This window comes from Gemella sp. zg-570 (assembly GCF_018866345.1).
In the GTDB taxonomy this organism is placed as follows: Bacteria; Bacillota; Bacilli; order Staphylococcales; family Gemellaceae; genus Gemelliphila.
On sequence record NZ_CP076443.1, the window covers coordinates 1,511,112 to 1,535,442 of the forward strand.

A 24,331-nucleotide genomic window follows, 5' to 3' on the forward strand; every position below is an offset into this window, starting at 1 on the left:
TATACCAACTAACAGAACCTCTTTGTTTGTTAGTAAGTTAGTCTGTAAAATATTTAACTCCTGAACCAAAAATATCTTGGAACTTGTCTCCCTTAATATTTTTATAAAGGTCTTTTGTATATCTTTCAGAATGCCCCATTTTCCCTAAAATTTTTCCATCTCTACTTGTAATAGCCTCTATGGCAAAAGTTGAACCGTTTGGATTGAAATTAGGATGCATTGTTGGCTTGCCGTCAAAGTCCACATATTGCAGGGCTATTTGAGAATTTTCTATCAATATTTTCAAACTATCATCTGCAACTTTAAAAGAACCCTCTCCATGTGATACGGCTATATTATGAATACTTCCTATTTCCATATTAGACAACCAAGGTGAATGGTTGGCCACAACTTTTGTTGCTACAATTTTTGAAATGTGATGATTTACATCATTTCTAAATAGGGTTGGGCTAGTTTCTATAACATTATCGAACTGACCGTAAGGTAAAAGTCCAGACTTGACAAGGGCTTGGAATCCGTTGCAGATACCTATTATTAACCCATCTCGCAATAGTAAATTTTCTATGGCTTGTCTGATTTTTTGATTTTGTAAAAATACGGCTATGTACTTACCTGAACCGTCCGGCTCATCTCCAGCTGAAAAACCACCAGCCAAAGCAAGTATTTGAGCTGAATTTATAGCTTTTTCTAAGCCTAAGATTGACTCTCTAAACATTTCTGGATTTAATGTTCCTAGTGGTAATATTTCCACTTCTGCACCAGCACGCACAAATGAATTTTCTATGTCGTACTCACAGTTTGTTCCGTAAAATACAGGTATTACCACTTTGGGTTTTGCCTTACCTAAACAAATATTACTAGAAGTAACTATTTCTTTTTTTGGTTGAAGCAAGTCTTTTAAAGCATATTCTTTATAATTTTTTTCATGCTTGTATGTAGTTGGATAAACTTTTTCCAAAGGTTTTTGCCAAGTTGAAATAATTTCGTCAATATCTATTTTCTCCTCAGCTATTTGAATATATCCCGACCTAGTTTTTCCGACAAAGATAAATTCTTTATTTTCTAAGGCTTTACTACTTTCAACTACAAAAGTTCCGTAAGATAGGCTATTTAATTTTGCTAATATCTCTTCATTTTCTACTTCAAGACCTATCTTATTACCCAGGGACATACTTGCAAAAGTTTCTAGTAGTCCCTTATCTTTGACAGATGAAATAGCTAGTAAGTCGCCACTTTCACGCAAGCTTTCTAATATATCAAAATTATTTTTTAATTGCTTGTAGTTGGGTGTAAAATCTTCTTTGGGATTATGCTCCAATACATAGACATAAGAATTAAGATTTTTAAATTCTGGAGATAGGACACCTTGAACCTTACCTGTTGTCAAGGCAAAAGATATAAAAGTTGGCGGAACAGTTATATTTTCAAAAGTTCCAGACATGGAGTCCTTGCCACCGATAGCAGCTAGGCCAAATTCATTTTGTGCTTCAATAGCTCCGAGTAAGGCTGAAAAAGGTGCTCCCCATTTTTCTTCAACCTTGCCCAGTCTTTCAAAATATTCTTGAAAACTAAATTTTATTTTACGCCAATTACCACCTGTTGCTACTATACGAGCAAGAGATTCTACCACTGCATAACTTGCTCCGTGAAATTGCGACCACTCTGCCAAGTAGGGATTAAAACCATGGGATAATAAGGTTATAGTATCTGTATCTCCCTTTTGAACAGATACTTTTTGAACAGAACATTCAGCTTGAGTTAGTTGATATTTACCTCCGTATGGCATTAAAACTGTTGTTCGTCCAATGCTGGCATCAAACATTTCTACAAGCCCCTGTTGACTAGCAACATTTAAGTCTTGCATAACATTCAGTAATTCTTCCTTGTAGTTTATAACTTTTTCTTTTACAAAAGGATTTGGCAGACTTGGTTTTTTTAATAAAACATTTGTTTTTACGGTCGCTCCATTAGTATCTAAAAAGCTACGTTCTAAATCGACAAAAACTTTATTTCCATATGTCATATAAAGTCTTTTTTCTTCTGTTACATCTGCGACATGGGTTACTTCAATATTTTCTTCATAGCAATAAGCCTTAAATTTCTCTACATCCTTAGCTTCAATAACAACAGCAATACGTTCTTGAGATTCTGACAAGGCTATTTCCATACCTGTCAAGCCTTGGTATTTTAAAGGAACCTTGTCCAAATATATATGAACTCCGTCAGCCAATTCTCCAACAGCTACCGACAAACCACCAGCACCAAAATCATTAGATTTTTTAATTAATTTTGTTACCTCTTTATTTCTAAATAGGCGTTGTAGTTTACGTTCTTCTGGAGCATTTCCCTTTTGTACTTCAGATGCAGCAACTTCTACCGATTTTTTATTGTGTCTTTTTGATGAACCAGTTGCTCCACCAATACCATCTCGCCCTGTTCTTCCTCCAATCATTAACACTATATCTTTTGGAGCTGGACTTTCACGACGAATAGCAGAATATGGACTTGCTCCTACCACTGCCCCAACTTCTAAACGTTTGGCAACATAATCTTTATGAAATACCTCTTTTACATAAGTTGTAGCTAGACCTATCTGATTTCCATAAGAAGAATAACCATGAGCAGCAGTTTTTGAAATAAGACGTTGTGGTAATTTACCAGCAAGAGTATTTTCTAAAGGCTCTGTAATATCTCCTGCACCCGTAATACGCATAGCCTGATAAATATATGACCTTCCTGATAAGGGGTCACGAATTGCTCCACCTAAGCAGGTTGCAGCTCCACCAAAAGGCTCTATTTCTGTTGGGTGATTGTGGGTTTCATTTTTAAACTGCACCAGCCACTTTTCATAAACTCCGTTCACATCTACATAAACAAAGATAGAACAAGCATTATTTTCTTCGGAAAATTCTACATCTGCAAGCATTCCTTTTGCTCTTTGATGACGCATTACTATTGTTGCCATATCCATAAGATTTTCTGGTTTATTTTCACGACCAACTTCTTTTCGTAAATCCTTATATAAGTCATAAGTTTTTTCTATTGCTTTAGAAATAAAAGATTTTTCTATACTCACATTCTCTATTTCAGTTAAAAAAGTTGTGTGTCGACAGTGGTCCGACCAATAAGTATCCAAAACTTTTAATTCTGTTAAAGTTGGTTGCCTATTCAAAGTTTTAAAATATTTTTGAATATGTAGTAAATCTTCTAAGCTCATAGCCAAACCTAATGATGTAGATAAATTTTTCAGTTCATCTCCAGCAAGATTTGTAAAATTATCAACTAGGACTACTTCATTTTCTGGATATAAATTTTCTTCCAAGGCAAAGACTTGCAAGTTTTTTTCTCTTGATTCAATAGGATTTAAAAGATATTTCTTAATAGCTGTAATCTCTGCTTCTAAAGACGCCCCCTGCCATAAATATATCTTGCCACTTTTAACACTAACTTCATTTTCAGGTTCAAGCAAATTAAAACACTGTATAGCTGCGTCAGCCCTCTGGTCAAATTGCCCAGGCAATAACTCTACTGCGTAAAGATTATAATCCTTAATTTCTAACTCACTATATATATTATCAGTTACTCTCTCAGCAAAAATACTTTCTTCAGCACGATTTAGTAACTCTTCATCTACATTAAATATGTCATAAACATTTATTATTCTTAGTTCTCTTATATTTATTCCTAAAAATTCATTTAATTCTTTTTGTAGCGATTCCGCTTCTACTTGGAAACCACTTTTCTTTTCAACAAAAATTCTTTTATCTATCATAATAACTTCCTTATATTTTATTTTATAATTTATTAAGCTACTAACTTACTTATCTAATATCTTTTCTATTGTTCTTACTTTTTTCTTTAAATTTTCAATATCCTTATCCAAAACAGTTAAATGCCCTATCTTTCTGTTATGTGCATTACCTTTTTTTTCGTATAAATGTATTTTCGATATACTGCCTATTTCAGAAATATTTTTTATTAAAATTTCATAGTCTTGACCCAGTAAATTAATCATAGCATTGGCTTGTAAATATTCTGATTTCAACAAGGGGAGATTACATATTGCCCTGATGTGTTGTTCAAACTGGCTAATATTAGCAGCGTCTATTGTCCAGTGTCCAGAATTGTGGGGTCTTGGTGCAATTTCATTGGCAAGTAATTTCCCATCAACCAAAAATAATTCTATGGTCAGTATTCCCACAATATTAAAATTTTCAAAAAACTTTTTGGCTGAAACCTGTATTTTATCTACTAAAGATTTTTCTATTTGACAAGGTACTAAACTTATGTGGAGGATACTATTTTTATGACTGTTTTCTCCTATGGGAAAAATATCAAAATCTCCTGCCACCGACTTAACACATACAGCCGAAACTTCTTTTTCAAAATCAAGTCTTTTTTCTAAAATACAGGGTAGACTTAATAATTTTGAGGCTTCTTCTATATCTTCTTCCTTAAAAATATTTACTTGTCCCTTGCCGTCATAACCTCCAAAGCGAGTTTTTAAAATGCAAGGAAAACCTAGACTTCTACATGAAACTATTAATTCTTCTTTTGTATCTACTTTTTTATAGGGGGCAACTTCAAAACCAGCTTCTACTAACTTATTTTTTTCTAGCAACCTATCTTGAGAAATTGCTAGAGCATTGTAGCCTTGTGGGACATAACCTCCACATTCTTCTAGCCATTTTACAGAAGTTGCCGGAATATTTTCAAATTCATAAGTTATAAGGTCTGTTTTTTCTGCCAAAAGTTTTAAAGCGTGCTTGTCATTATAGTCTGCCAAAATAAATTCATCAGCCACACCTTTTGCACAAGCATTTTCACTCGGGTCTAAAACAATAGTTTTATAACCTAAAGTTTTAGCAGCTACTGACAACATCTTACCTAGTTGCCCACCTCCAATTATTCCGATACAAGCAGGCGGATTTATAGTTTTAAACAAGGTCATTATTCATCACTCCTACCTGAATTTTTGCTTTTTCTATATAGTTTAATAATTTTTTATGAATTTCAACATCACTTAAAGCAAGCATTCTAACAACATATAGGGCAGCATTTTTTGCTCCAGCATCTCCTATTGCCATAGTAGCTACTGGTACTCCAGCTGGCATTTGCACTATCGAATACAAAGAATCTACACCACTTAGATTACTACTTTTTATAGGAACTCCAATTACTGGTAAAGTCGTAAGGCTGGCTACCATTCCCGGAAGATGAGCAGCCCCACCTGCTGCCGCAATAATAATATTAAAGCCTCTATCTTTTGCATTTTTAGCAAAATCATACATTAGGTCTGGACTTCTGTGGGCACTGACCACTTGTTTGTGATAGTCTACACCAAATTCATCAAGTAAAGCACAGGTAAGTTTCATCGTCTGCCAATCGCTAGAACTACCCATTATGACCGCTACTTTTTTCATTATTCGTAAACTCCTTTGTTTATTTCAATATTTAAAATTAATATTCGTATTTTCTTTTAATTATATCACTTGTTTATCTCTTTAGCAAATAATATTCGTAAAAAATAAAAATTTTCTTGGTTTTTAAAAATAATGTTTGTGTTTTATAAAAATAAAAATCTATACTACTAAATTTAGTAATATAGATTTTAGATGTATTTAGGGGGAGGTTGACAGCTTTGACCTGAAAATTTTTTATAAAATTTTTAATATAAATATTCTAAATATTTTTTCTGATAAAATCTTCTATTTTATCAAAAGGTATAATATCTAACCTATCATATAAGTCTACATGATTTGCATTTGGAATTATAAAAAGTTCTTTATTATTCCCTCTTAACTTTTTAAAAGCCTCCTTGCCAAAGTAAAGAGAGTGAGCTTTTTCGCCATGTATGATTAAACAGGCACTTCTTATTTCATCTGTATACTGCAGAATTGGCATATTCATAAAAGAAATACTTGAAGTTACATTCCAACCCTTATTAGAATTTAAAGAACGTTTGTGATAACCCCTAGCAGTTTTATAATAATCATAGTAATTTTTTACAAATTCAGGAGCATCTTTTGGTAGCGGGTCAACTACACCACCAGCAAGCAAGTAATCTCCATTTTTATAATCTAGGCTTCTTTGCTCATTTAATTGTTTACGAATTTCATATCTTTGCTCAGCATCTACTTGGTCATTATATCCTTTTGAAATTACCCTTGTCATATCGTACATCGTAGAGGCAACAGTTGCTTTAATTCTCGTATCTATGGCAGCGGCATTCAATGCCATACCTCCCCAACCACATATACCAATTATAGAAATTTTTTCTGCATTCACATTTTCTTGTACCGAAAGAAAATCTACCGCCGCTGAAAAATCTTCCGTATTTATATCGGGAGAAGCAACATTTCTGACAGCTCCGCCACTTTCACCAGTAAATGACGGGTCAAAGGCAAGAGTAATAAAGCCTCTTTTTACCATTTCTTGTGCATACAGACCAGAAGATTGTTCTTTTACCGCTCCAAAGGGTCCAGAAACTGCAATAGCAGGTAGTTTTTCTTCTTGATTTTTTGGGCTATACAAATCAGCCGCAAGTGTAATTCCGTAACGATTTACAAAAATTACTTTTTTATGTTCAATATCTACACTTTTTTCAAAAGTTTTATCCCACTCTCTAGTTAAATTTAAATTTTCCACAAATTATTCCTCCTTTATTTTATAAGTAAAAATTCTACTCTAACATTTTTATTATTCATAGCTTTTTCTAAATCTCCTACATCATCTATACTTGCTATTTTTGTGTAATTCCAAGTATTCGTGCCGTAAAATATTACAATATCTCTACTATTGTATAAAAAAATATCACCTTTTTGACTTGTAATTTTCTTATCATCACTAGCTATACTTTGACCAAGAGAACCAACTTTTTCAAAACCTGAATAATCTTGCATATCTATAATGATAGGTTTTTCTTTTAATAAATTTATTAAGTCTCTAACAGCTACATTGTTTTCTAATTTTGCTGTGAAATTAAAATTATCTATTTTTACATTTAATTTTAAATTATCTATTTTTTTATTCATTTCTATTTTTTCTTCCGAATTATTATTTGAATTTGTATCAACTTTTTTATTGAAACTGTGATTACAAGCTGACAATAAGAATATTGCAATCAACAGTAAAAAGAATATCTTTTTCAAAATTACTCCTTAATATTTTTTATAAATCTCGCAGGAACTCCGCCGACAAGAGTATTTTTCTCCACATTTTTTGTAACAACCGAACCAGCTGCCACAACTGCTCCATCTCCTATTTCTACCCCTTGGCATATTGTAGAGTTAGAACCAATCCAGACATTTTTGCCTATTTTAATTCTAGAGGCTAGCATATTCCCTCTTTTTTCAGGACTAAGTTCATGATTAATTGTTGCTAAAACAACTCCATGACCTATAAGACTACCATCACCAATTTCAATACCTCCTTGGTCCTGAAATTTACAGTCGGCATTAATAAAAACATTTTTACCTATTTGAATATTTTTTCCGCAATCTGTATAAAAGGGAGGAAAAAGAACAAAACTATCATCAATTTTTCTTCCTGTTAATTCCTCCATTAAAATTTTTATCTCTTCTTGGCTGTGGTATTTATTATTTATCTCCATAGTAATTTTTATAGCTTCTTGAGATAAATAATGCATATACTCATGTATTTCAGAACCCGCTTTTATTATCCTATCCTGCTCCATATATTCTAAAAATTTTTCTAAATTCATCTTATACCGCCTTGCTCCTATAAATAATTATAAAATTTAAAAATAGAAATAGCAAATACCTATATATTATATCTAGTTATAGTAATTTAGTATTTCTTATGTTATAATAAATTAAATATTTTTAGGAGAATAAGTTATGGAAATTAGAGTTTTAAGATATTTTATAGAAATAGCAAAAGAAAAAAATATTACCAAAGCTGCCAAAAATTTACATGTTACTCAACCTACAATATCAAGACAATTAAAAGACTTAGAAGAAGAACTACAACAAAAATTATTTAATAGGCTAAACCATAGTATACAGCTAACCACAGAAGGAGAAATTTTTTACAAAAGAGCTTTAGATATAATAGATATAGTGGATAAAACGACAGCAGAATTTCATACAATGAATAAATTTAATGGGGGAGAATTACATATAGGTTGTGCAGAATCTTATGGAATAACTACTATTGCCAAAACAATAAAATCATTAAATCAAAAATATCCGAATATAAAATTTCATTTGTATAGCGGCAATTATCAAACTGTTACAGAAAAATTAGACAAGGGAATTTTAGATTTTGCCATAACTGTTCAGTCGGTTGACACTTCAAATTATAAGTACAAAGAACTACCCTACAAGGATATATGGGGAATACTAATGAGAAAGGATAGTCCTATTGCTAAAAAAGAAAAAATTACCATTCCAGAAATTGCAAACTTACCCCTTATTATATCAAGACAAGGATTTTCTGATGAAATGCCCAACGAACTAAAAGAAATGAAAGATAAAATAAATATTGTGGGAACTTATGACCTTCTATATAATGCAAGTCTTTTTGTAAAAGAAAATTTAGGTTATGCCCTGTGCTTTAATAAGCTAGTAGATGTTAGCCAACAAAGCGATTTATGTTTTAAAGAAATTGAACCCCGCTTCTCATCGCCAATGAAAATAATATGGTCTAACAAAAAATTACTTTCACAATCTGCTTCCTTATTTTTAGAAGAACTTAACAAAACTATATAATTTACTAAAATTTTAAAACTCCAGACGAAATACTTAAGAAGTATTTTAAAAACTCAACTTAGCTGTCTTTATAAATGTTTTATCACATATATTTGACAATCCTAGAATTAAAATTTTAAATTTTTAAATACACTCTTTACACAATTTATTCTTTATGTTAAAATAAATATAGAAAGTAATAATTTTGTTTTTATATGATTGTAATCAATATAAACTTTTAATACATTGATTACAAAACTCCTTTGCGACAAAATTTTATTTTTAAGTGTATATCTTTTATTAAAGACGACTTTTAGTCGTCTTTTTATTTTTTATAAACAAGTCCTTATTTATACAATCAAAATTAACCATAATTATTATACTTTCCTAGCAATCTAAAAATAAAAAATTACCCCTACTAAATTTAGTAGAGGTAATTCTTACCAAGCATAATTTGGTTCTTCACATGTCAACATGGCTGTTAGCAGCTGCTCAGGAGTAATTACTTTCAAACCTCCATAAGTAGCATCTTGCACTTTATAAGAGGGGTCTATATAATAAAGCAAGGCTATATCACTTTCGTCTGGTGTCAATGCGTATCCTATGCCTACTACATTATGCTCACCTTGCCTACCTTCATATACCTTTGACATATCAAAAGTGTAATACATGGGATATCCATCTTCAATATTTTTCTTTAATCGTTTTTTAAAAGTTGCTAAAACTTCTTCATTAACAAGACTAACACTTTCTAATCTATAACCACTCTGATTGTCAGCTGGATATTCATAGCCAAACATATATTTATTCAAAATACGGATAGCATCTTTATTATGAGTTCCAAAAGGTTCATAAGTTCCCATTTCTTTAGCGAGTGTATATTGGTCAACATCTTTATCCTTGGCACTAAGTATCATACTCACCGTAGTCGGTGCACAGTAATACCACTCTTTTTGAATTTGCTGATTAACATCTAAAACAAATTTTTTTCCTATCTTAACACCATCTACAACAGTATAATTTGGTATTTCAGGGCTTTTTGTTTCTGATGTTTTGTCAGTTTTATTTTCAATTTTATCTTCATTTTTTAATTTTTCAGAAGATGCTTCCCTATCCTTTTTCTTATTTTTATCTGACATATCAGTAGAAATATTATTACTACTTATATTCTTAGAATAAAATTTATTCTTAATTATGAAAAAGCATCCTAGACAAAAAATTAAAATTAAAATTAAACTCAAATATTTTTTCATAAATATCACCTTTTAAAAAATACGAGAGAAAATCCCTCGTATTTTAATTATTATATTATGCTGCTTTTTTGTAACCCTTATTTAACATTGAGAATCCTGTAAAGATAACTACTACAATGATTACCCATGTAAGTATTTCTAAGTTTAGGTTAGTAACAAATTTGAACGCAACCCAAACCCCTAGTAATCCACCAATTGTTATCATGATAGAACCTATTCTTGTATACTTTCCTTCTTTAATGAATGATTGTGAACCAATCGCCATAAGACCAGCACAAGACGCCATCATAATTGGGAATGCTACTATTGGATTTTCTTTCCCTAAATTATTTTTATTTTTTAACAAATCAATACATAACATAACTACAAAGTAGACAGCACCTGCCCCCAATAATAGTTGTAATGATAATAATAAACTCATAGTTTTATCTCCTTTTTTGTTTTTAGACCATTAGAAAATAATTTTCATAGATTAAAACTTTAAAAATATTAGTTCCTAATGGTCTTATATTCTTAAATTTTATCCTAGTAAGAAACCATATGTTAACGGATCTTCAGGGTAGTAAACAAAATTACTAAATCCAGTAATATAGCCTGAACCTGTGATTTCTGGGATAATTGCTACATAACCTGCTAAGTCTTTTTCTTCTAATATTCTTCCTTTGAATATAGTTCCTAAGATACTTTCATATACAAATGGTTCTCCCACTTTTAATTCACTTTTTTGTATAGAGTAGCTAGTTTAGCTGATGTTCCTGTCCCACATGGTGAACGGTCAATATTACCATCTCCGAACACTACAACATTTTTATATGTTGCTTCTGGATTCGTTGGTTTGTCATAGATTTCAACTAAGTCAACCGACTTAATATGTGATAATGTTGGATGTTGTATTTCTATTTGTGCATTTACTGCATCACGTAATTTCAATGCTTTTTCTTTTAATAAAGAAGCATTTTATGGACATACAGTAAGTCCTAATTGCTCTGCTGAAATTATCGCAAAGAAACTTCCTCCAAACGAAATATAAAATTTTACTTTTCCTACACCCTCTACTTCTAACTCAACATCTTCTTTACATAGCGTATTATTTGAAAGAATTTGCTTTTCAATGCCTAGTTTAGATTTATTATTATCTACCATAGCATCCATGTATTGATTAGCAACTACTAAAGCACCTTGTTGGGCTGAGTATGTCATACCAACTACTGAAATTCCACGTCTACCTGCTTCTTCTATATGAGAGCCAAAGTCAATATGGTTATTAACAAATCCGTCTGTTGTTACGATAACTCCATCTACGCCCATAGCTTCGATAGTAATACCTAAACGTTTAGGTACATAGAATTTTTCAGAGTTTGCTTGAGGAGAACCTACTAATAATATCCCTATCAAGTCAATTTCTTCATCAGCCATCGCTTCTAATACTAATGGTTCACGGTATAGTGTCTTGAACACTCTTTAGAAGTTGGTTCGATAAAAGTTAGGGCATGAATACCACCATCTAAAATTTCTGTTGAAGCAAGCATAACTGGTAAGTTACCCAAGTCTACGTTTGGTTTTACCCCTAATGTTCCTATTTGTTCTACTGGCATAATTAGATTATCATGCATAGCACCTTGTCCCATAATTTCTTTAACGAAAACAACTTTTTTGTTACCTGGAAGGAGATATTGTTTTAAGTGAATTGTATCTACTACTAAATTATAATCATCTACAGCTTTAAGTGCTTTAAGGATTTCTTCTGTAATTGACATTTACATGTTCTCCTATTTATTTATTTTTTTACAATGCTTCGGTATAATTTGTGTCCAGCATCTCTAAGTACATGATCGATACTATGGTATACTACGACTCCTAACCTAGGAGCGACTCCTGTACCAGTGTTAGTTCAATCCTAACATGTACCTGTTTATTACCGCATTAGCCTCGTCTTTTTTCATTTTTAATACTTTTTCAGCCTGTCCTGGGCAAATACCTGGAAGTTCACAACGGTATCTTCTGTTTTTATCTGGTTTCATGCGTTTACAGATTTCAACATATACAACTTCATACCTCATACCAGCCACTATTTCGCAAAGTCTTTCTTCTCCTGCACCACATTCACAAATAAGTATACATACTTTTTCTTTACCTGTAGGGTAAGGCATAGCTACCAAGATACCTTCTGTTGTTTTTTCAATAGATGCTTCTTCTGTAGTGCTTTTACCTGTGAATGATCCCCCCTTGACAATTTCACCATGTGGATGAATATATCCTCCCGCATGATGTATGAATTCTCCTATTGGCAAACCAATTGGCACATCTAAGAAAGCTTGTTCCTGTTGTACATCACCAACAACTGTTATATCTTTATCTATAAGTGGTTTTGCATCTTCTATGGCTTATCCTATTCTTCTAATAGTCTCAACATTTGAAACCACAGCATTAGCTTCTAGTAGTAATTGACCAATTTCTAAAACTTTTCCAAGAACTTCACGCACAATTACACGTTCATCACCTGCTGGATACATATCTGGTAATATTTTCACAGATACATTAAGTACATCTTTACACGCTTTACCAACAGCAAGCAAGGATTTACGATATTTTGTTTTAATCGATATGTAAGATTGTGTAGCTCCTGTTATTTCCATCATATATTGCAGACCACGAACAAGAACTTCTGATTTTTCTTCCATAAATTTAACATTATGAGAAAGAATTGGCTAATGCTCTACTGCATTTGCTAAAATATATCCACCCTCTATTTTAGTAGATAATTTTATTCTAACAGAGAAACCATCCCCACCTAAACCAACAAGACCTGAATCTTTTATTCTTTACAATATATCATTTGTATCAGGAAGTCTTACATAATCATTACTTTGTTCAGCATCTAGCTTCAAGAGCAAATTAGATTCTGTAACTTCTTCAATAACCCCAGATAAAGAAGCATGAATATTTGCTCCAAGCCCGTTAGGGATAGCTATTAATTCTCATATTTTAAATCTCTGTCCAACTTCCACTATAGGCTTACATGGTACACCTAGATATTGTTTTAGAGGAATGTTTATATTCTCAAAATTAAATTTGTAAACCAGTTTTCTCTCCTTTCTTGAAACATTAATAGTTTTCACAAGTAGTGTTCTATACCTTTAAACTAAATTTTTATTATAATACAGAAATAAAAAACAAGTATATTCTTGAAAAATAAAACAACTTTGTAACAGTTACTTATAAACGATAATCATATAAAAAGCAATGATTTTGCTAGAAAGATTTTTATACAAAGTAAATAAAACAATAAAAAACACACCTAACAAATTTATTGATAATTATTATCATTATAACACAGATCTTGCATGTCGTTTTCTGTTTTCTGTTACATTCTGTTATATATTGTTTTATATTTTATTTTTAAATTTTATAAAAATTTTTTATTTAACAATTTGATATAGCGACCAATATATGTTTGCTATTTTTTAATTGTGTTTCAAAATATAATTTTTAAAATTTAAAATTATAGTAATTTCTTCTTTATTTTAATATTATAAATTTGAATTTATTAATTTTTTATAGTAGAATATACTAACTATAATAAAACTATAAAATTTCAGGAGAAAATTTAATGAAAAAGGTAGCTATAGTTTCAGCACAACGTTCTGCTATTGCTTCTTTTGGTAAAAGCCTAAAAGATGAAAAACCTACAGAAATTGCTGCAAAAGTTATCCGTGCTTCTTTAGAAAAAATTAATTTAAACCCTAACCTTGTAGATGAAGTGATTTTAGGAAATGTCTTGCAGGCAGGTTTAGGGCAAAATGTTGCTCGTCAAGTTGCTCTACAAGCTGGTTTACCAAATAAGGTATCTGCCTTTGCTATCAACAAGGTTTGTGGGTCTGGTTTGAAAAGTGTAACCTTGGCTGCTAGTAGCATTATGCTAGGAGAAAATGATATTGTTATTTGTGGTGGTATGGAATTTATGAGCCAAGCTCCCTACCTAAGTAAACAAAGTCGTTTTGGAGCAAAAATGGGTTCAATAGAACTTGTAGATAGTTTAATAAACGACGGTCTTACTGACGCATTTAATAATTATCACATGGGAATTACAGCTGAAAATCTTGCTAAAAAATATAATATTTCAAGACAAGAGGCTGATACTTTTGCTCTAGAAAGCCAGCAGAAGGCTGAAAATGCTATAAAAAATAATAAATTTAAAGATGAAATTATCCCCCTAGAAGTAAAAGACGGTCGTGAAACTAAAATTTTTGATACGGACGAATACCCTAGATTTAATAGTACAATAGAAAAACTTGAAAAATTAAAACCTTCCTTCGATAAAAATGGAATAGGTACTGCTGGCAATTCTTCTGGGATAAATGATGGTGTTGCTTTTCTTGTTCTTATGTCTGAAGAAAAAGCTAGAGAATTAAATATAGAAATGCTAGCATATATAGAAAGTTTTGCTACTTCAGGACTAGAACCAGAACTTATGGGCTTAGGACCCGTCTATGCAACAAAAAAATTATTGGCTAAAGAAAATATTTCAATAGATAAGATAGATTTGTTTGAAATAAATGAAGCCTTTGCCAGCCAATCTATAGCCGTCATTAGAGAACTAGATATAGATAAAAACAAGGTCAACGTCAATGGTGGAGCTATCGCACTAGGTCATCCTATCGGTGCCAGCGGAGCTAGAATATTAGTTTCCCTGGTACATGAATTAAAAAAACAAAACAAAAAATTAGGACTTGCCTCACTTTGTATCGGTGGCGGTCAAGGAATTTCTCTATTAATATCTAAAAAGAATTAATATATTTATTAAGAAAGGTATAAATTATGAATATTGGAATTGATAAAATTGGATTTGCTATGCCTGACTATTATCTAAATATAGAAGATTTAGCCCTAAAAAGAGGTGTAGAACCAGAAAAATTCACAAAGGGTTTTATGCAACTTGAAATGAGTATTGCTCCCCACACACAAGATATAGTAACATTGGGTGCCAGAGCTGCTTATGAAATTTTAACAGACGAAGATAAAGAAAAAATAGACATGATTATAGTAGGAACTGAAACTGGTATTGACCAGAGTAAAGCCGCTTCTGTTTTTATTCATAGCTTGCTTAACATACAAAAATTTGCCCGTTCAGTAGAAATAAAAGAGGCTTGCTACGGTGCTACTGCGGCATTAGAATTTGCCCGTAATCACATAGTTAGCAAACCTAATTCTTATGTTCTAGTAATAGCTAGTGATATTGCAAAATACGGCATAAATTCTGGTGGCGAATCTACACAGGGTGCTGGTAGTGTCGCAATGTTAATAAAGCAAAATCCTAGTATCGCCCTAATAAATAACGACAATGTTTATCAAACTAGAGATTTAATGGATTTTTGGCGACCTAATTACAGCCCATATCCCTTTGTAGATGGTAAATTTTCTACGGAACTCTACCTAGATTGTTTAACGACAACATGGGAAAAATATTTAGAAAAAAACAAAAAAAATTATTCTGACTTTGTTGCTATTTGTTTCCATTTACCCTATCCAAAATTAGGGCTTAAGGGACTACAAGCAATAACTTCAAATATAGAAGAAGATAAAAAAAATAAACTAGAAGCAAACTTTACAGCCTCTATACTATATAGCCAACGTGTTGGTAACATATATACTGGTTCCCTATTTTTAGGACTCCTTTCACTACTAGAAAACAGCAAAAATTTAAAAGCTGGAAATAATATAGCCCTATATAGTTATGGTAGTGGAGCTGTTTGTGAAATTTTTAGTCTTACACTTGTAAAAGATTTTGATTTGAAACTGAGAAAGAATAGACTAACAAGTGATTTTGCAAATAGAACTAGGCTTGATATTGACCAATACGAAGAAATATTTTTTAAAACCATAGATTTAGATGAAAATGGTAGTGCTAGTTTTGATGACAAGTCAAAATTTGCCCTACAAAAAATTGAAAATCACAAAAGAATATATAACAAAAACTAGGTAGCGATTAATTTTCTACCTAGTTTTTATTGTTACAAACTATTTACTATGATAATATATATGTAAAATAAAATATTAGGAGTAGCCTATGACTTTTACAGGATTTTATAAAAAAACTCGCAAGGAACGTATAGAAATTTTAAAAAATTTAAATTTAATTAGTGATGAACACAGCCACGAATTATTAGAAAATATTACCTTAGATGTAGATGTTGCTGGCAATATGACAGAAAATCACATAGCAACTTTTGCCCTACCTTTTGGCATAGTCCCACAAATTTTAGTTAATAATAAAGAATATAGTCTACCTATGGTTACAGAAGAACCCTCAGTTGTAGCAGCAGCAAGTAATGCCAGCAAAATAATTGCTAAATCTGGTGGCTTTGAAACAAAAATTTTAGATAGAAAAATGATTGGACAAATCGCCCTATATGATGTTGAAAATTTTGAACAAGCAACTAGTAAAATTGAGGAAAATAAGTTGTATTTATTACAAATAGCTAATGAGGCTCACCCCTCAATAGTAAAACGTGGTGGTGGAGCCTGCGATATTAGTTGGAAGATTTTAGAAGATGATGAAGTGAAATTTTTAGTAGTCTATCTTACTGTTGACGTTAAGGAAGCTATGGGGGCTAATATATTAAATAATATGTTAGAAGCTATAAAACCTTACTTAGAAAATTTAACAAATTCTTCTGCCCTTATGGCAATACTATCAAATTATGCCACAAAATCTTTGGTTACGGCAAGCTGTAAAATTAAAATTCAGCATATTGATAAAGATATAGAAAAAGCAAAAGAAATAGCCAAAAAAATTGAATTAGCTAGTAAATTTGCCAAACTAGACCCATATAGAGCGGCTACTCACAATAAGGGAATTTTTAACGGTATAGACGCACTCGTAATTGCAAGCGGCAATGACTGGCGAGCCGTAGAAGCTGCCTGCCACACTTACGCCACAAGAAATGGAACTTATGAGGGCTTGTCAACTTGGATATTTAATAAAAACGAAAATATTTTATCTGGTGAAATAACCCTACCCATGCCAATAGCCAGTGTCGGTGGTTCTATCGGTCTTAACAACAGTGTCAAAATAAGCCACGAAATTTTAGGAAATCCTGATGCAAAAACATTGGCTAGCCTTATCACAGCTCTTGGTCTAGCACAAAATTTTGCAGCATTAAAAGCCCTTGTTAGTGTAGGTATCCAGCAAGGACACATGAAACTTCACGCCAAATCCTTAGCCCTTTTAGCTGGGGCAAAAGCTGAAGAAGTAGAAATAATAGCCGAAAAATTACAAGAAAGTAAACACATGAACCTAGAAACAGCAAAACTCCTAATAAAAGAAAATAAAGAAAAAATTAAATAATCTCTATCCAAACAAAATTTTTATAGACTAGATACCAAAAAAAATAAATTTTAATAAAATTTTATTTTAAAACTAAAAGATAAAAAATTTTTTATCTGTATTTAAGTTTATTTAAGTTTTATTAAATATAATATTAATATAGCAGCAAAGCTTAAAGATTTAAATTTTTTTCATAAACAACCCTTAGCCTATTTAGACTAAGGGTCTCTCCTTTTTATACAAAATTTTTATTAAATAAATTACATTAAAATCGCCCACAACTTATTAAATTAATTTTTCCAAAAAATAAGGTTTACTCTAGCTTATCTAATTTAAGATACTTGAGTAAACCTTTATTTATATTTAATTGTTTAAAAAACCTAGTAAGTCTTTAGAAAATTCTTCTGCATATTGAAAAATTGAACCATGTCCAGAATTTTTGTATATAATTAATTTGCTATTTGCAATTTTCTTATGCATATCATAAGAGTTTTCAGTCGGCACCTGCATATCATTATCGCCATTTACAATAAGAGTTGGCTGTGTAATATATTTTAGGTCATCTTCTTCTGATTTACCCCAAAGTTTTATAGCCTTTAATTGTACTAAAAAACCAGGTATATTCATTTCCTTATCCTTAAACTCTGGTCTTCTTTTTCCCATTCTATCCAGCACTTTCATAGCTTCTTTATAGCCTGCCTCATCATGATTATAAAAAATATAGCGTTTTGGGTCAACTCTTTTTAAGGCTGCCTTTAGCATAAATTTAAAAGTTTTTCCTGTTACTTTATCTAGTTCCTTGCTACCTCTTGAGCCAGTACCAGCTAGTATTAATTTTTCTACTAAATTTTTATCTTTTCTTACAACTTCTTGTGCAATCATACCTCCCATTGAAAGACCTAGTAGATTTATTTTTTTATAGCCCAGTTGTTTGATAATATCAATAGTTTGGCTTGCCATAGCAGGAATACTGCCAGCTACCTTACCAGTACTTGCTCCTACTCCTGGCAAATCTAAAACTATAATGTGGTGTTTTTCTGAAACAAGGTCTAAAAGTTTAGGGTCCCAATTATCTAGGGTTGCCGCCAAATGTACCAACATTACTAAAGGTATTGGGCTTTTTCCTGCACTCAATTCTCTGTATGCAATTTTTTCCCCATTTACAAATATATATTTATTTGCCTGTTCTAAATATGTCATCTATCCTACTCCTTAAATGTTAGTACTGTTTTTCCTCTTGAACGTCCATTTGCTATCTTGTCTAAAGCCTCATTAACATCTTCAAATTTAAAAATTGTATCAACAGACGGTTTAATTTCTAATTTTGTAAATATATCAGCAACTTCTTGTAGTTGTTTACCGTTAGATTTAACAAAAATAAAATTATAGGTTACTCCGTATTTTTCTGCCATTTTATCAAATTTTTTACCAACTAGAGCGAATAAAAATTGTTTCCATTTTGGTAAATTCATTCTCTTAGCAAACGACCCATTTGGCATAGCACGAAGTGATACTAAACTACCACCTTTTTTCATAATACTCATCTGTTTTTCTGTTTCGTTCCCACCTAAAGTATCTAACACATAATCAACATCTTTTAGTATTTTTGTATAGTCCTCTTTTTTATAGTCCTCTTTTTTATAGTCTATAAATTGGTCAGCTCCCAAATTTAAAACTCTTTGTGCATTTGAACCATCACCATTTGTAATTACTTTTAAGCCTTTGGCTTTGGCTATTGGGATTGCCATACCTCCGACACCACCAGTTCCACCAGAAATAAAAATTATTTTTCCGCTTTGGTAGTTCATTATATCTAAAGCCTGCATTATCGTCAGTGCTGTTAGTGGAATAGCTGCAGCTTCTTCATCGCTTAGATAGGCTGGCACCTTGGCTAATGCTTCTTCATTTACTGCTATATACTCTGAAAATGCACCGATTTTCTCTAGTGGCAGCCTTGCAAATACCCTATCACCAACCGAAAAATTTGAAACTGACTTCCCTACTTTTTCTACGACACCCACAAATTCATTACCTGCCACCTGTGGTAGTTTATAAGGAACAATTAATTTAACTTCTCCTCTTGAAATCATGTTGTCTAAAGGATTTACTCCAGCTGCCAAAACCTTTATTAAAACTTCATTAAATGAAATTTCTGGTTTTGAAACTTCCTTAAATTCTAATTTGATATTATTTTTATTGTATTTAGTGTGTATTGCTACTTTCATTTTTTTCTCCTATTTTATATAAATCTTCTATTAATTGATGTAATGTTTTACTTTCTAATTCTTTTATAAAGGCTCTTTCTGAACTTTCAAAAACTGGGTCTAGTACATCTTTTATATTTGCACCGACTGGGCATTCAATATTTGCTTGGCCGTGAATATTTAGAATTTTTTTATCTTGATAAATTGAATTATATATAACAGCTAGGCTAATATCCTTTACATCTTTTGACAAACTAAATCCTGATTTACCTTGACTACTTTCAATTAAGCCTGCTTGTTTTAACAGTGCTATTATTTTTCTAATGTGGCTACTGTTGGTATTAACACTTGTTGCCAATAATTCTGACGAAGCCACATTCTTTGTTTCTGAAATGTAGAGCAATATATGTAAAGCAACAGAAAATCTTGTATCCATAAATTATCCTTTCTTCTTTATTAAAAATCTTATATCTTTTTAAAAATTTTCTTTTTAACTTATTCTTGTTTTAGATACAAGTATAAGTATAATTTTAATTTTTCTTTTTGTCAAGAGTTTTTTAATATTTAATTATAAAAATTTTTTATTAGTTTTAAGTCAATTTAAGTTTCATCAACTATAATAATATTAGAACTTATATTTTTAGATTTTTTCATAAATAACCCTTAGCCTATTTATACTAAGGGTTTCTCCCTTTTATGGAAATATATTTTATTCTTAATATCAATAAAATTTTAAACTTTTATGAAAATCATAAAAAATTATACATTCTGATTTTTGTAAAGTAAAAATAAAAATAATGCCTACTTGTTAGACATTATTTTTATTTTTTATTTTTTATTTTTTATTTTTTATTTTTTATTTTTTATTTTTTATTTTTTTCTAATTTTGTAAAATACTGTTATTAAAAGTAGTAAAATAAAAATACTTCCTATAAGTAAATAAGGATTTAAATTTTTAGGTATTGCAGGCTTGCTATTTTCTTTTTCTATATCTACTTTTGAATTGTTTTCTTTTTTATCTAAAGAAGCAGTTCTTGTTTCTTCTTTTTTATTGTCTTTTATGTTTGAAGTATTGTTTTCTTTTAACTTAAAATTATTATTTAATATATTTTTTTCTGACTTAATTAAATTATCTTGTATGTTTTTATCTATATCTAATGAAACATTACTAATTGCTACTGAATTGCCTCTTACTGCTGTATCTTTTTCTAAATCGCTATTTTGTTTTATTTCCGTTTTTTCCAAAGAATTATTAGATATTTTTTCTTTTTCATATTCTTTTATACTTGATAAATTATTTTCTTTCAGCTTATAATTATCATTATCTAGTATACTTTTAGGTACTCTTCTTAAATTAAATCTTCCCTTGTCTTGAGCAATCTTAGCAATATCCAATAAAATATCGTCCATCCCCCAAGAACCTGTCAACATCACACCAAGAGGTAGATTATTAGAAGAAACATACATAGGAATTGAAAGGGCTGGCTCTCCTGTCAAGTTTGCAATTTGGGTAAATGGTGTTTTTACAAGCATAGGCTCCCACTGTCTGTTTAATAGTTTTAAACGTTCTTCTTGACTAAGTTGTTCAATATTTAACATATCTTCTAGGTCTTTTTTGTCAATATACATATCTGTATTGAGTGGGGCTGTTGTTGCTGTTGTCGGAGTTAGCAAGAGCGGAAAATTCTTGTGGAACATTTCCATTTTGTTTGTATATGTGGCTACACGTTTCCATACTTCGTCAACTTGTTTTTTTAGTTCCTTCTTATCCATATCTCTATAAGTAATATACAAGGCCCACACAAGGGGATCAACATCTTTTTTTGTATAGTTTTTTTCTGCTAATTTTTTTTCAAGATTGCCAAAACCACCAGCACTGGCAATACTTAACAATGTATAATCACGCATAATATCACGACCATTTACTACCCACTCTACTTCTTTTACTGAAAAACCTTGTTCTTTAAAGAAGTCAACACTCTCCATTAGAGCTTCTTTTGCCTCCCTGCTTACCTCTGTTCCCATTGGAGAAATAGCTGTGTATCCTATTGGTAATGTTTTGATATCTGACACTCTTAGAGGAGTGGCTTTTTTATTACGAAGATGCTCTAATAAAACTTTAGCATCTTCTACATTTTTAGTTAGTGGAAAATGAACGGCAGGTGTTCTACTATCACGATTAGCATTATAAATCATACCACGACTAGGTTTTAATCCTACAAGTCCTGTCCAAGAAGCAGGGATACGAATAGATCCTCCTGCATCACTACCGCTTGCTATTGCAACCATACCACTTGAAATAGATGCCGCCGATCCACCAGATGAACCCCCTGCATTATAATCTGTATTCCAAGGATTAGACGTTGCACCATATAATTTTGAATCTGTGATATTTCTAAGCCCATACTCTGGATAATTAGTCTGCCCCAAGACTATAAAGCCCATTTTTTTCAATTCTCTTACCATAGAACCATCTGACTTTGAAATATTGCCCTTGTTAAAGACAAAACCATTAGTATTTTCTCCGCCCTTAGTAGTATGCCCCAAACCTTTTACTAAGATAGGAACTCCTAAAAATGGTTGTCCTGTATCTTCTAGTTCTTTGGATTCCTTAAGAGCTTCTTCTCTTTGAGTTGTGATAACAGCGTTTAAGTCTTTATTTTTACTATCTATAACTTCATAAGCTAGTTTAACCAAGTCTTCACTAGTAACTTTTTTCTCTCTAACCAATTCGGCTAATTCTAAACCACTTTTGCTTTTATATTCCTCTAGCGTCAACTTGTAAGCTGGTCTATCTTTTTCAGATGATGCTATATTTGCTTCGTGTGGAACTTCTCTTGCATAAACCATACTTGACGACATAAAAATATTTATTGCTAATAAAACCGCTATAAACTTATTTTTCTTTTGCATATATAATCTCCTTTTTTATATTAGTATTTATAATTATAACATTTTTTTAAAAAATATAATAAAAAATTTCTTTTAATATCAAAAATTTAAACTAAATTTAATTGATAATTATCTAATTAATTTTTTAAAACTATTATTTTATTTAAATAAGGTATTAATTCTTCATTTACATAATAAATAGAAAATTCTTATTAATTGTTCTGTTAAAATTAATTTTATTACAAAACATAAATTCTATTATAAGCCAACTATATTAAGAAAATTTTTAGATAAGCTATTTTTAAAATTTAACTTTATTTAATTAGATATTAAATAATATTGAAAATTTAGTTTTTTTAGTATATATTGTTCTTTACTCATAAAAAAATGAACCCTAAAATAAGGTTACCCCATAAAGTTGTACCTAATACCAGAGTAAGCATTAATGCTAAGTCTGGTATTTCTTTATATCTTTCCTACCCTAAAGATAGGAAATTTTTATGCTGTATTCTTCTTTCTATATTCTACTGGTGATAAGTATCCTAATTTTTCTTTTATCCTTTCATCGTTATAATATTTTATAAAATCTTTAATAGTTTGCTTTAATTGCTTATATGAATAGAATTTGTGTCCGTAATATATTTCTTGTTTTAATATTCCAAAGAAGTTTTCCATTGGTGAGTTGTCTAAGCAGTCGCCTTTTCGGGACATAGATTGGATGATACCATTAGTTTCTAGTTTTGATGTGTATTGTTTTATTTGGTATGCCCAGCCTTGATATGAATGAAATATTCTTTCTCCTTTGATTTTGTTTGTTATTTCTATTGCTCTATCTAAGGCTTTTAGGATTGGTTCTATTGTTGGTTGTTTTGATATTTCATAGCTTAGTATTTCACTGTTGTACATATCTAAGTATGGGTTTAAATAGAGTTTCTTTATTTGATAGGTTCCTGTTTTATCTTTTTCTAAATACTTAAATTCTGTTGTGTCTGTTGTTATTTTTGTGTATGGTTTTTCTACTTTGAAATTTCTTCTTATTTTGTTGTCTGATATTTTTCCAACTCTTCCTTTGTAGGATGAGTACTTTCTGGATTTTCTTGAATAACTTTTTACTTGAAGTTTTAGCTTTTGAACTAATCGTTGTACTTTCTTTTTGTTTATTATCAGTCCTGATTTTTTTAACATGGCTGTTATTCTTCTGTAGCCATAGTTTGGATTTTCATTTCTTATGTTGAGTATTTTGTTTTCTATTTCTATATCTTTATTCGGTCTATTTAAACGTTTTTGCCAATACATATATGTTGATTTGGCAAGATGAAAGTATTTTAACAAGTCTTTTAGTTTGTATTTGTCTCTTAGGACCTCGATTGTTTGAGCAATTGTTTTATTTCTGCATCTGTCATTTGAGACAATTCTATCTTTTTTTTATTACATCATTTTCTAGTTGAAGCCAATAGTTTTTTTCTTCTAATTGCTTTATCTTTTCTTTTAACTGTGCTTGTGTTAATGAGTTTCTCTCTACTTTAGTATCTTTTAAATTTTTACGAAACTTTGGCATTTTTGAAGTTCTTCCTCTCTTTTTAGGTTTTAGTCCTTCTATGTCTTTTTCTCTAAAGGCATTTACCCATCTTACTATTATTGATGGATTGTTTATTTTTAGTTCATTTGCTAGGCTTTGATAGGACATTTCTCCCCTTAAATACAAGTTTACTACATTTAACTTAAATTCCAAAGTGTATTGTGTATTTTTCCTTTTTACTTTTAGTCCTTCATATCCTTGTGTCTTGTATGCATTTACCCATGTTATTATTATGCTTTTATTTGGTATTGAGTATTTATATGTTAAATTTTTATATGAGATGTTTGTTTCTAAATATTCTTTTACTACTTTCATTTTAAATTCTGTACTATATTTTGCCATTAAAAAACTGACCTCCTTTAGTT

19 protein-coding genes and 2 pseudogenes are annotated in these 24,331 nt (G+C 30.8%); 4 read left to right on the forward strand and 17 right to left on the reverse strand.

All coding sequences use genetic code 11. From position 1 onward, the window contains the following. Positions 1-37 precede the first annotated feature (37 nt). The 6 genes from KMP11_RS07380 to KMP11_RS07405 all read right to left on the reverse strand — a co-directional run bounded on the left by KMP11_RS07380 (position 38) and on the right by KMP11_RS07405 (position 7,723). Complete coding sequence (locus KMP11_RS07380) at positions 38-3,772, reverse strand: phosphoribosylformylglycinamidine synthase (RefSeq protein ID WP_215756651.1); 3,735 nt, start codon at positions 3,770-3,772, stop codon at positions 38-40. Between the two features lie 45 nt (positions 3,773-3,817). Then, positions 3,818-4,951: a 5-(carboxyamino)imidazole ribonucleotide synthase gene (purK, locus tag KMP11_RS07385; protein ID WP_215756650.1), complete on the reverse strand. Its 1,134-nt coding sequence runs from the start codon at positions 4,949-4,951 to the stop codon at positions 3,818-3,820. Then, the gene (purE, locus tag KMP11_RS07390; protein WP_215756649.1) at positions 4,938-5,423 is read right to left on the reverse strand and encodes a 5-(carboxyamino)imidazole ribonucleotide mutase; all 486 of its coding nucleotides are present in this window, start codon (positions 5,421-5,423) and stop codon (positions 4,938-4,940) included. The genes purK and purE overlap by 14 nt, the downstream gene beginning before the upstream one ends. 259 nt (positions 5,424-5,682) lie before the next feature. Next, entirely contained in the window at positions 5,683-6,648 is a 966-nt protein-coding gene (locus KMP11_RS07395) for an alpha/beta hydrolase (protein WP_215756648.1), read from the reverse strand. Positions 6,649-6,662: 14 nt separating this feature from the next. Next, positions 6,663-7,151 carry a cyclophilin-like fold protein gene (locus KMP11_RS07400; RefSeq protein WP_215756647.1) on the reverse strand — a complete coding sequence of 163 codons (489 nt, stop codon included), beginning with the start codon at positions 7,149-7,151 and terminating at the stop codon, positions 6,663-6,665. A 2-nt stretch (positions 7,152-7,153) separates the two neighbouring features. Then, complete coding sequence (locus tag KMP11_RS07405) at positions 7,154-7,723, reverse strand: DapH/DapD/GlmU-related protein (RefSeq protein ID WP_215756646.1); 570 nt, start codon at positions 7,721-7,723, stop codon at positions 7,154-7,156. A gap of 136 nt (positions 7,724-7,859) precedes the next feature. Between KMP11_RS07405 and KMP11_RS07410 the strand changes: the two genes are divergently transcribed. Next, positions 7,860-8,732, forward strand: a complete 873-nt coding sequence (locus tag KMP11_RS07410) for a LysR family transcriptional regulator (RefSeq protein WP_215756645.1) — start codon at positions 7,860-7,862, stop codon at positions 8,730-8,732. Between the two features lie 419 nt (positions 8,733-9,151). Here the strand turns inward: KMP11_RS07410 and KMP11_RS07415 are convergent, their stop codons facing one another. From KMP11_RS07415 to KMP11_RS07880, 5 genes and pseudogenes are all read right to left on the reverse strand, one after another. Beyond that, entirely contained in the window at positions 9,152-9,964 is an 813-nt protein-coding gene (locus KMP11_RS07415) for a C39 family peptidase (protein WP_215756920.1), read from the reverse strand. 55 nt (positions 9,965-10,019) lie between these two features. Continuing rightward, entirely contained in the window at positions 10,020-10,385 is a 366-nt protein-coding gene (locus KMP11_RS07420) for a hypothetical protein (protein WP_215756921.1), read from the reverse strand. Positions 10,386-10,484: 99 nt separating this feature from the next. Beyond that, positions 10,485-11,380 (reverse strand): annotated as a pseudogene (locus KMP11_RS07790) (proline racemase family protein). 11 nt (positions 11,381-11,391) lie between these two features. After that, the gene (locus KMP11_RS07795; protein ID WP_252344735.1) at positions 11,392-11,721 is read right to left on the reverse strand and encodes a hypothetical protein; all 330 of its coding nucleotides are present in this window, start codon (positions 11,719-11,721) and stop codon (positions 11,392-11,394) included. Positions 11,722-11,741: 20 nt separating this feature from the next. Beyond that, positions 11,742-13,020 (reverse strand): annotated as a pseudogene (locus KMP11_RS07880) (proline reductase-associated electron transfer protein PrdC). Positions 13,021-13,574: 554 nt separating this feature from the next. On the opposite strand from KMP11_RS07880, the gene KMP11_RS07445 reads away from it, so the two are divergent. The 3 genes from KMP11_RS07445 (at position 13,575) to KMP11_RS07455 (ending at position 17,312) form a co-directional block, all read left to right on the forward strand. Then, positions 13,575-14,756, forward strand: coding sequence for an acetyl-CoA C-acetyltransferase (locus KMP11_RS07445; RefSeq protein WP_215756924.1), 1,182 nt, complete (start codon positions 13,575-13,577; stop codon positions 14,754-14,756). 26 nt (positions 14,757-14,782) lie between these two features. Continuing rightward, positions 14,783-15,943 carry a hydroxymethylglutaryl-CoA synthase gene (locus KMP11_RS07450; protein ID WP_215756925.1) on the forward strand — a complete coding sequence of 387 codons (1,161 nt, stop codon included), beginning with the start codon at positions 14,783-14,785 and terminating at the stop codon, positions 15,941-15,943. Between the two features lie 88 nt (positions 15,944-16,031). Next, positions 16,032-17,312, forward strand: coding sequence for a hydroxymethylglutaryl-CoA reductase, degradative (locus tag KMP11_RS07455; RefSeq protein WP_216279838.1), 1,281 nt, complete (start codon positions 16,032-16,034; stop codon positions 17,310-17,312). 342 nt (positions 17,313-17,654) lie between these two features. Here KMP11_RS07455 and KMP11_RS07460 read toward each other — a convergent pair whose 3' ends face one another. The 6 genes from KMP11_RS07460 to KMP11_RS07485 all read right to left on the reverse strand — a co-directional run bounded on the left by KMP11_RS07460 (position 17,655) and on the right by KMP11_RS07485 (position 24,308). Continuing rightward, positions 17,655-18,491 carry an alpha/beta fold hydrolase gene (locus KMP11_RS07460; RefSeq protein ID WP_215756927.1) on the reverse strand — a complete coding sequence of 279 codons (837 nt, stop codon included), beginning with the start codon at positions 18,489-18,491 and terminating at the stop codon, positions 17,655-17,657. Positions 18,492-18,496: 5 nt separating this feature from the next. Beyond that, on the reverse strand, positions 18,497-19,516 hold the full coding sequence (locus KMP11_RS07465; protein ID WP_215756928.1) for an NADP-dependent oxidoreductase: 1,020 nt from the start codon (positions 19,514-19,516) through the stop codon (positions 18,497-18,499). Continuing rightward, positions 19,494-19,931: an Rrf2 family transcriptional regulator gene (locus KMP11_RS07470; RefSeq protein ID WP_215756929.1), complete on the reverse strand. Its 438-nt coding sequence runs from the start codon at positions 19,929-19,931 to the stop codon at positions 19,494-19,496. Before KMP11_RS07470 ends, KMP11_RS07465 begins: the two co-directional genes overlap by 23 nt. 434 nt (positions 19,932-20,365) lie before the next feature. Then, positions 20,366-22,408 (reverse strand): amidase family protein, encoded by a 2,043-nt coding sequence (locus KMP11_RS07475; protein ID WP_215756930.1) that lies wholly within the window; start codon positions 22,406-22,408, stop codon positions 20,366-20,368. A 477-nt stretch (positions 22,409-22,885) separates the two neighbouring features. Continuing rightward, a complete protein-coding gene (locus KMP11_RS07480; protein ID WP_216280202.1) occupies positions 22,886-23,800 on the reverse strand; it encodes an IS3 family transposase in 915 nt (304 codons plus the stop codon). Between the two features lies 1 nt (position 23,801). After that, on the reverse strand, positions 23,802-24,308 hold the full coding sequence (locus KMP11_RS07485; RefSeq protein WP_216279839.1) for a helix-turn-helix domain-containing protein: 507 nt from the start codon (positions 24,306-24,308) through the stop codon (positions 23,802-23,804). Positions 24,309-24,331: the final 23 nt, after the last annotated feature.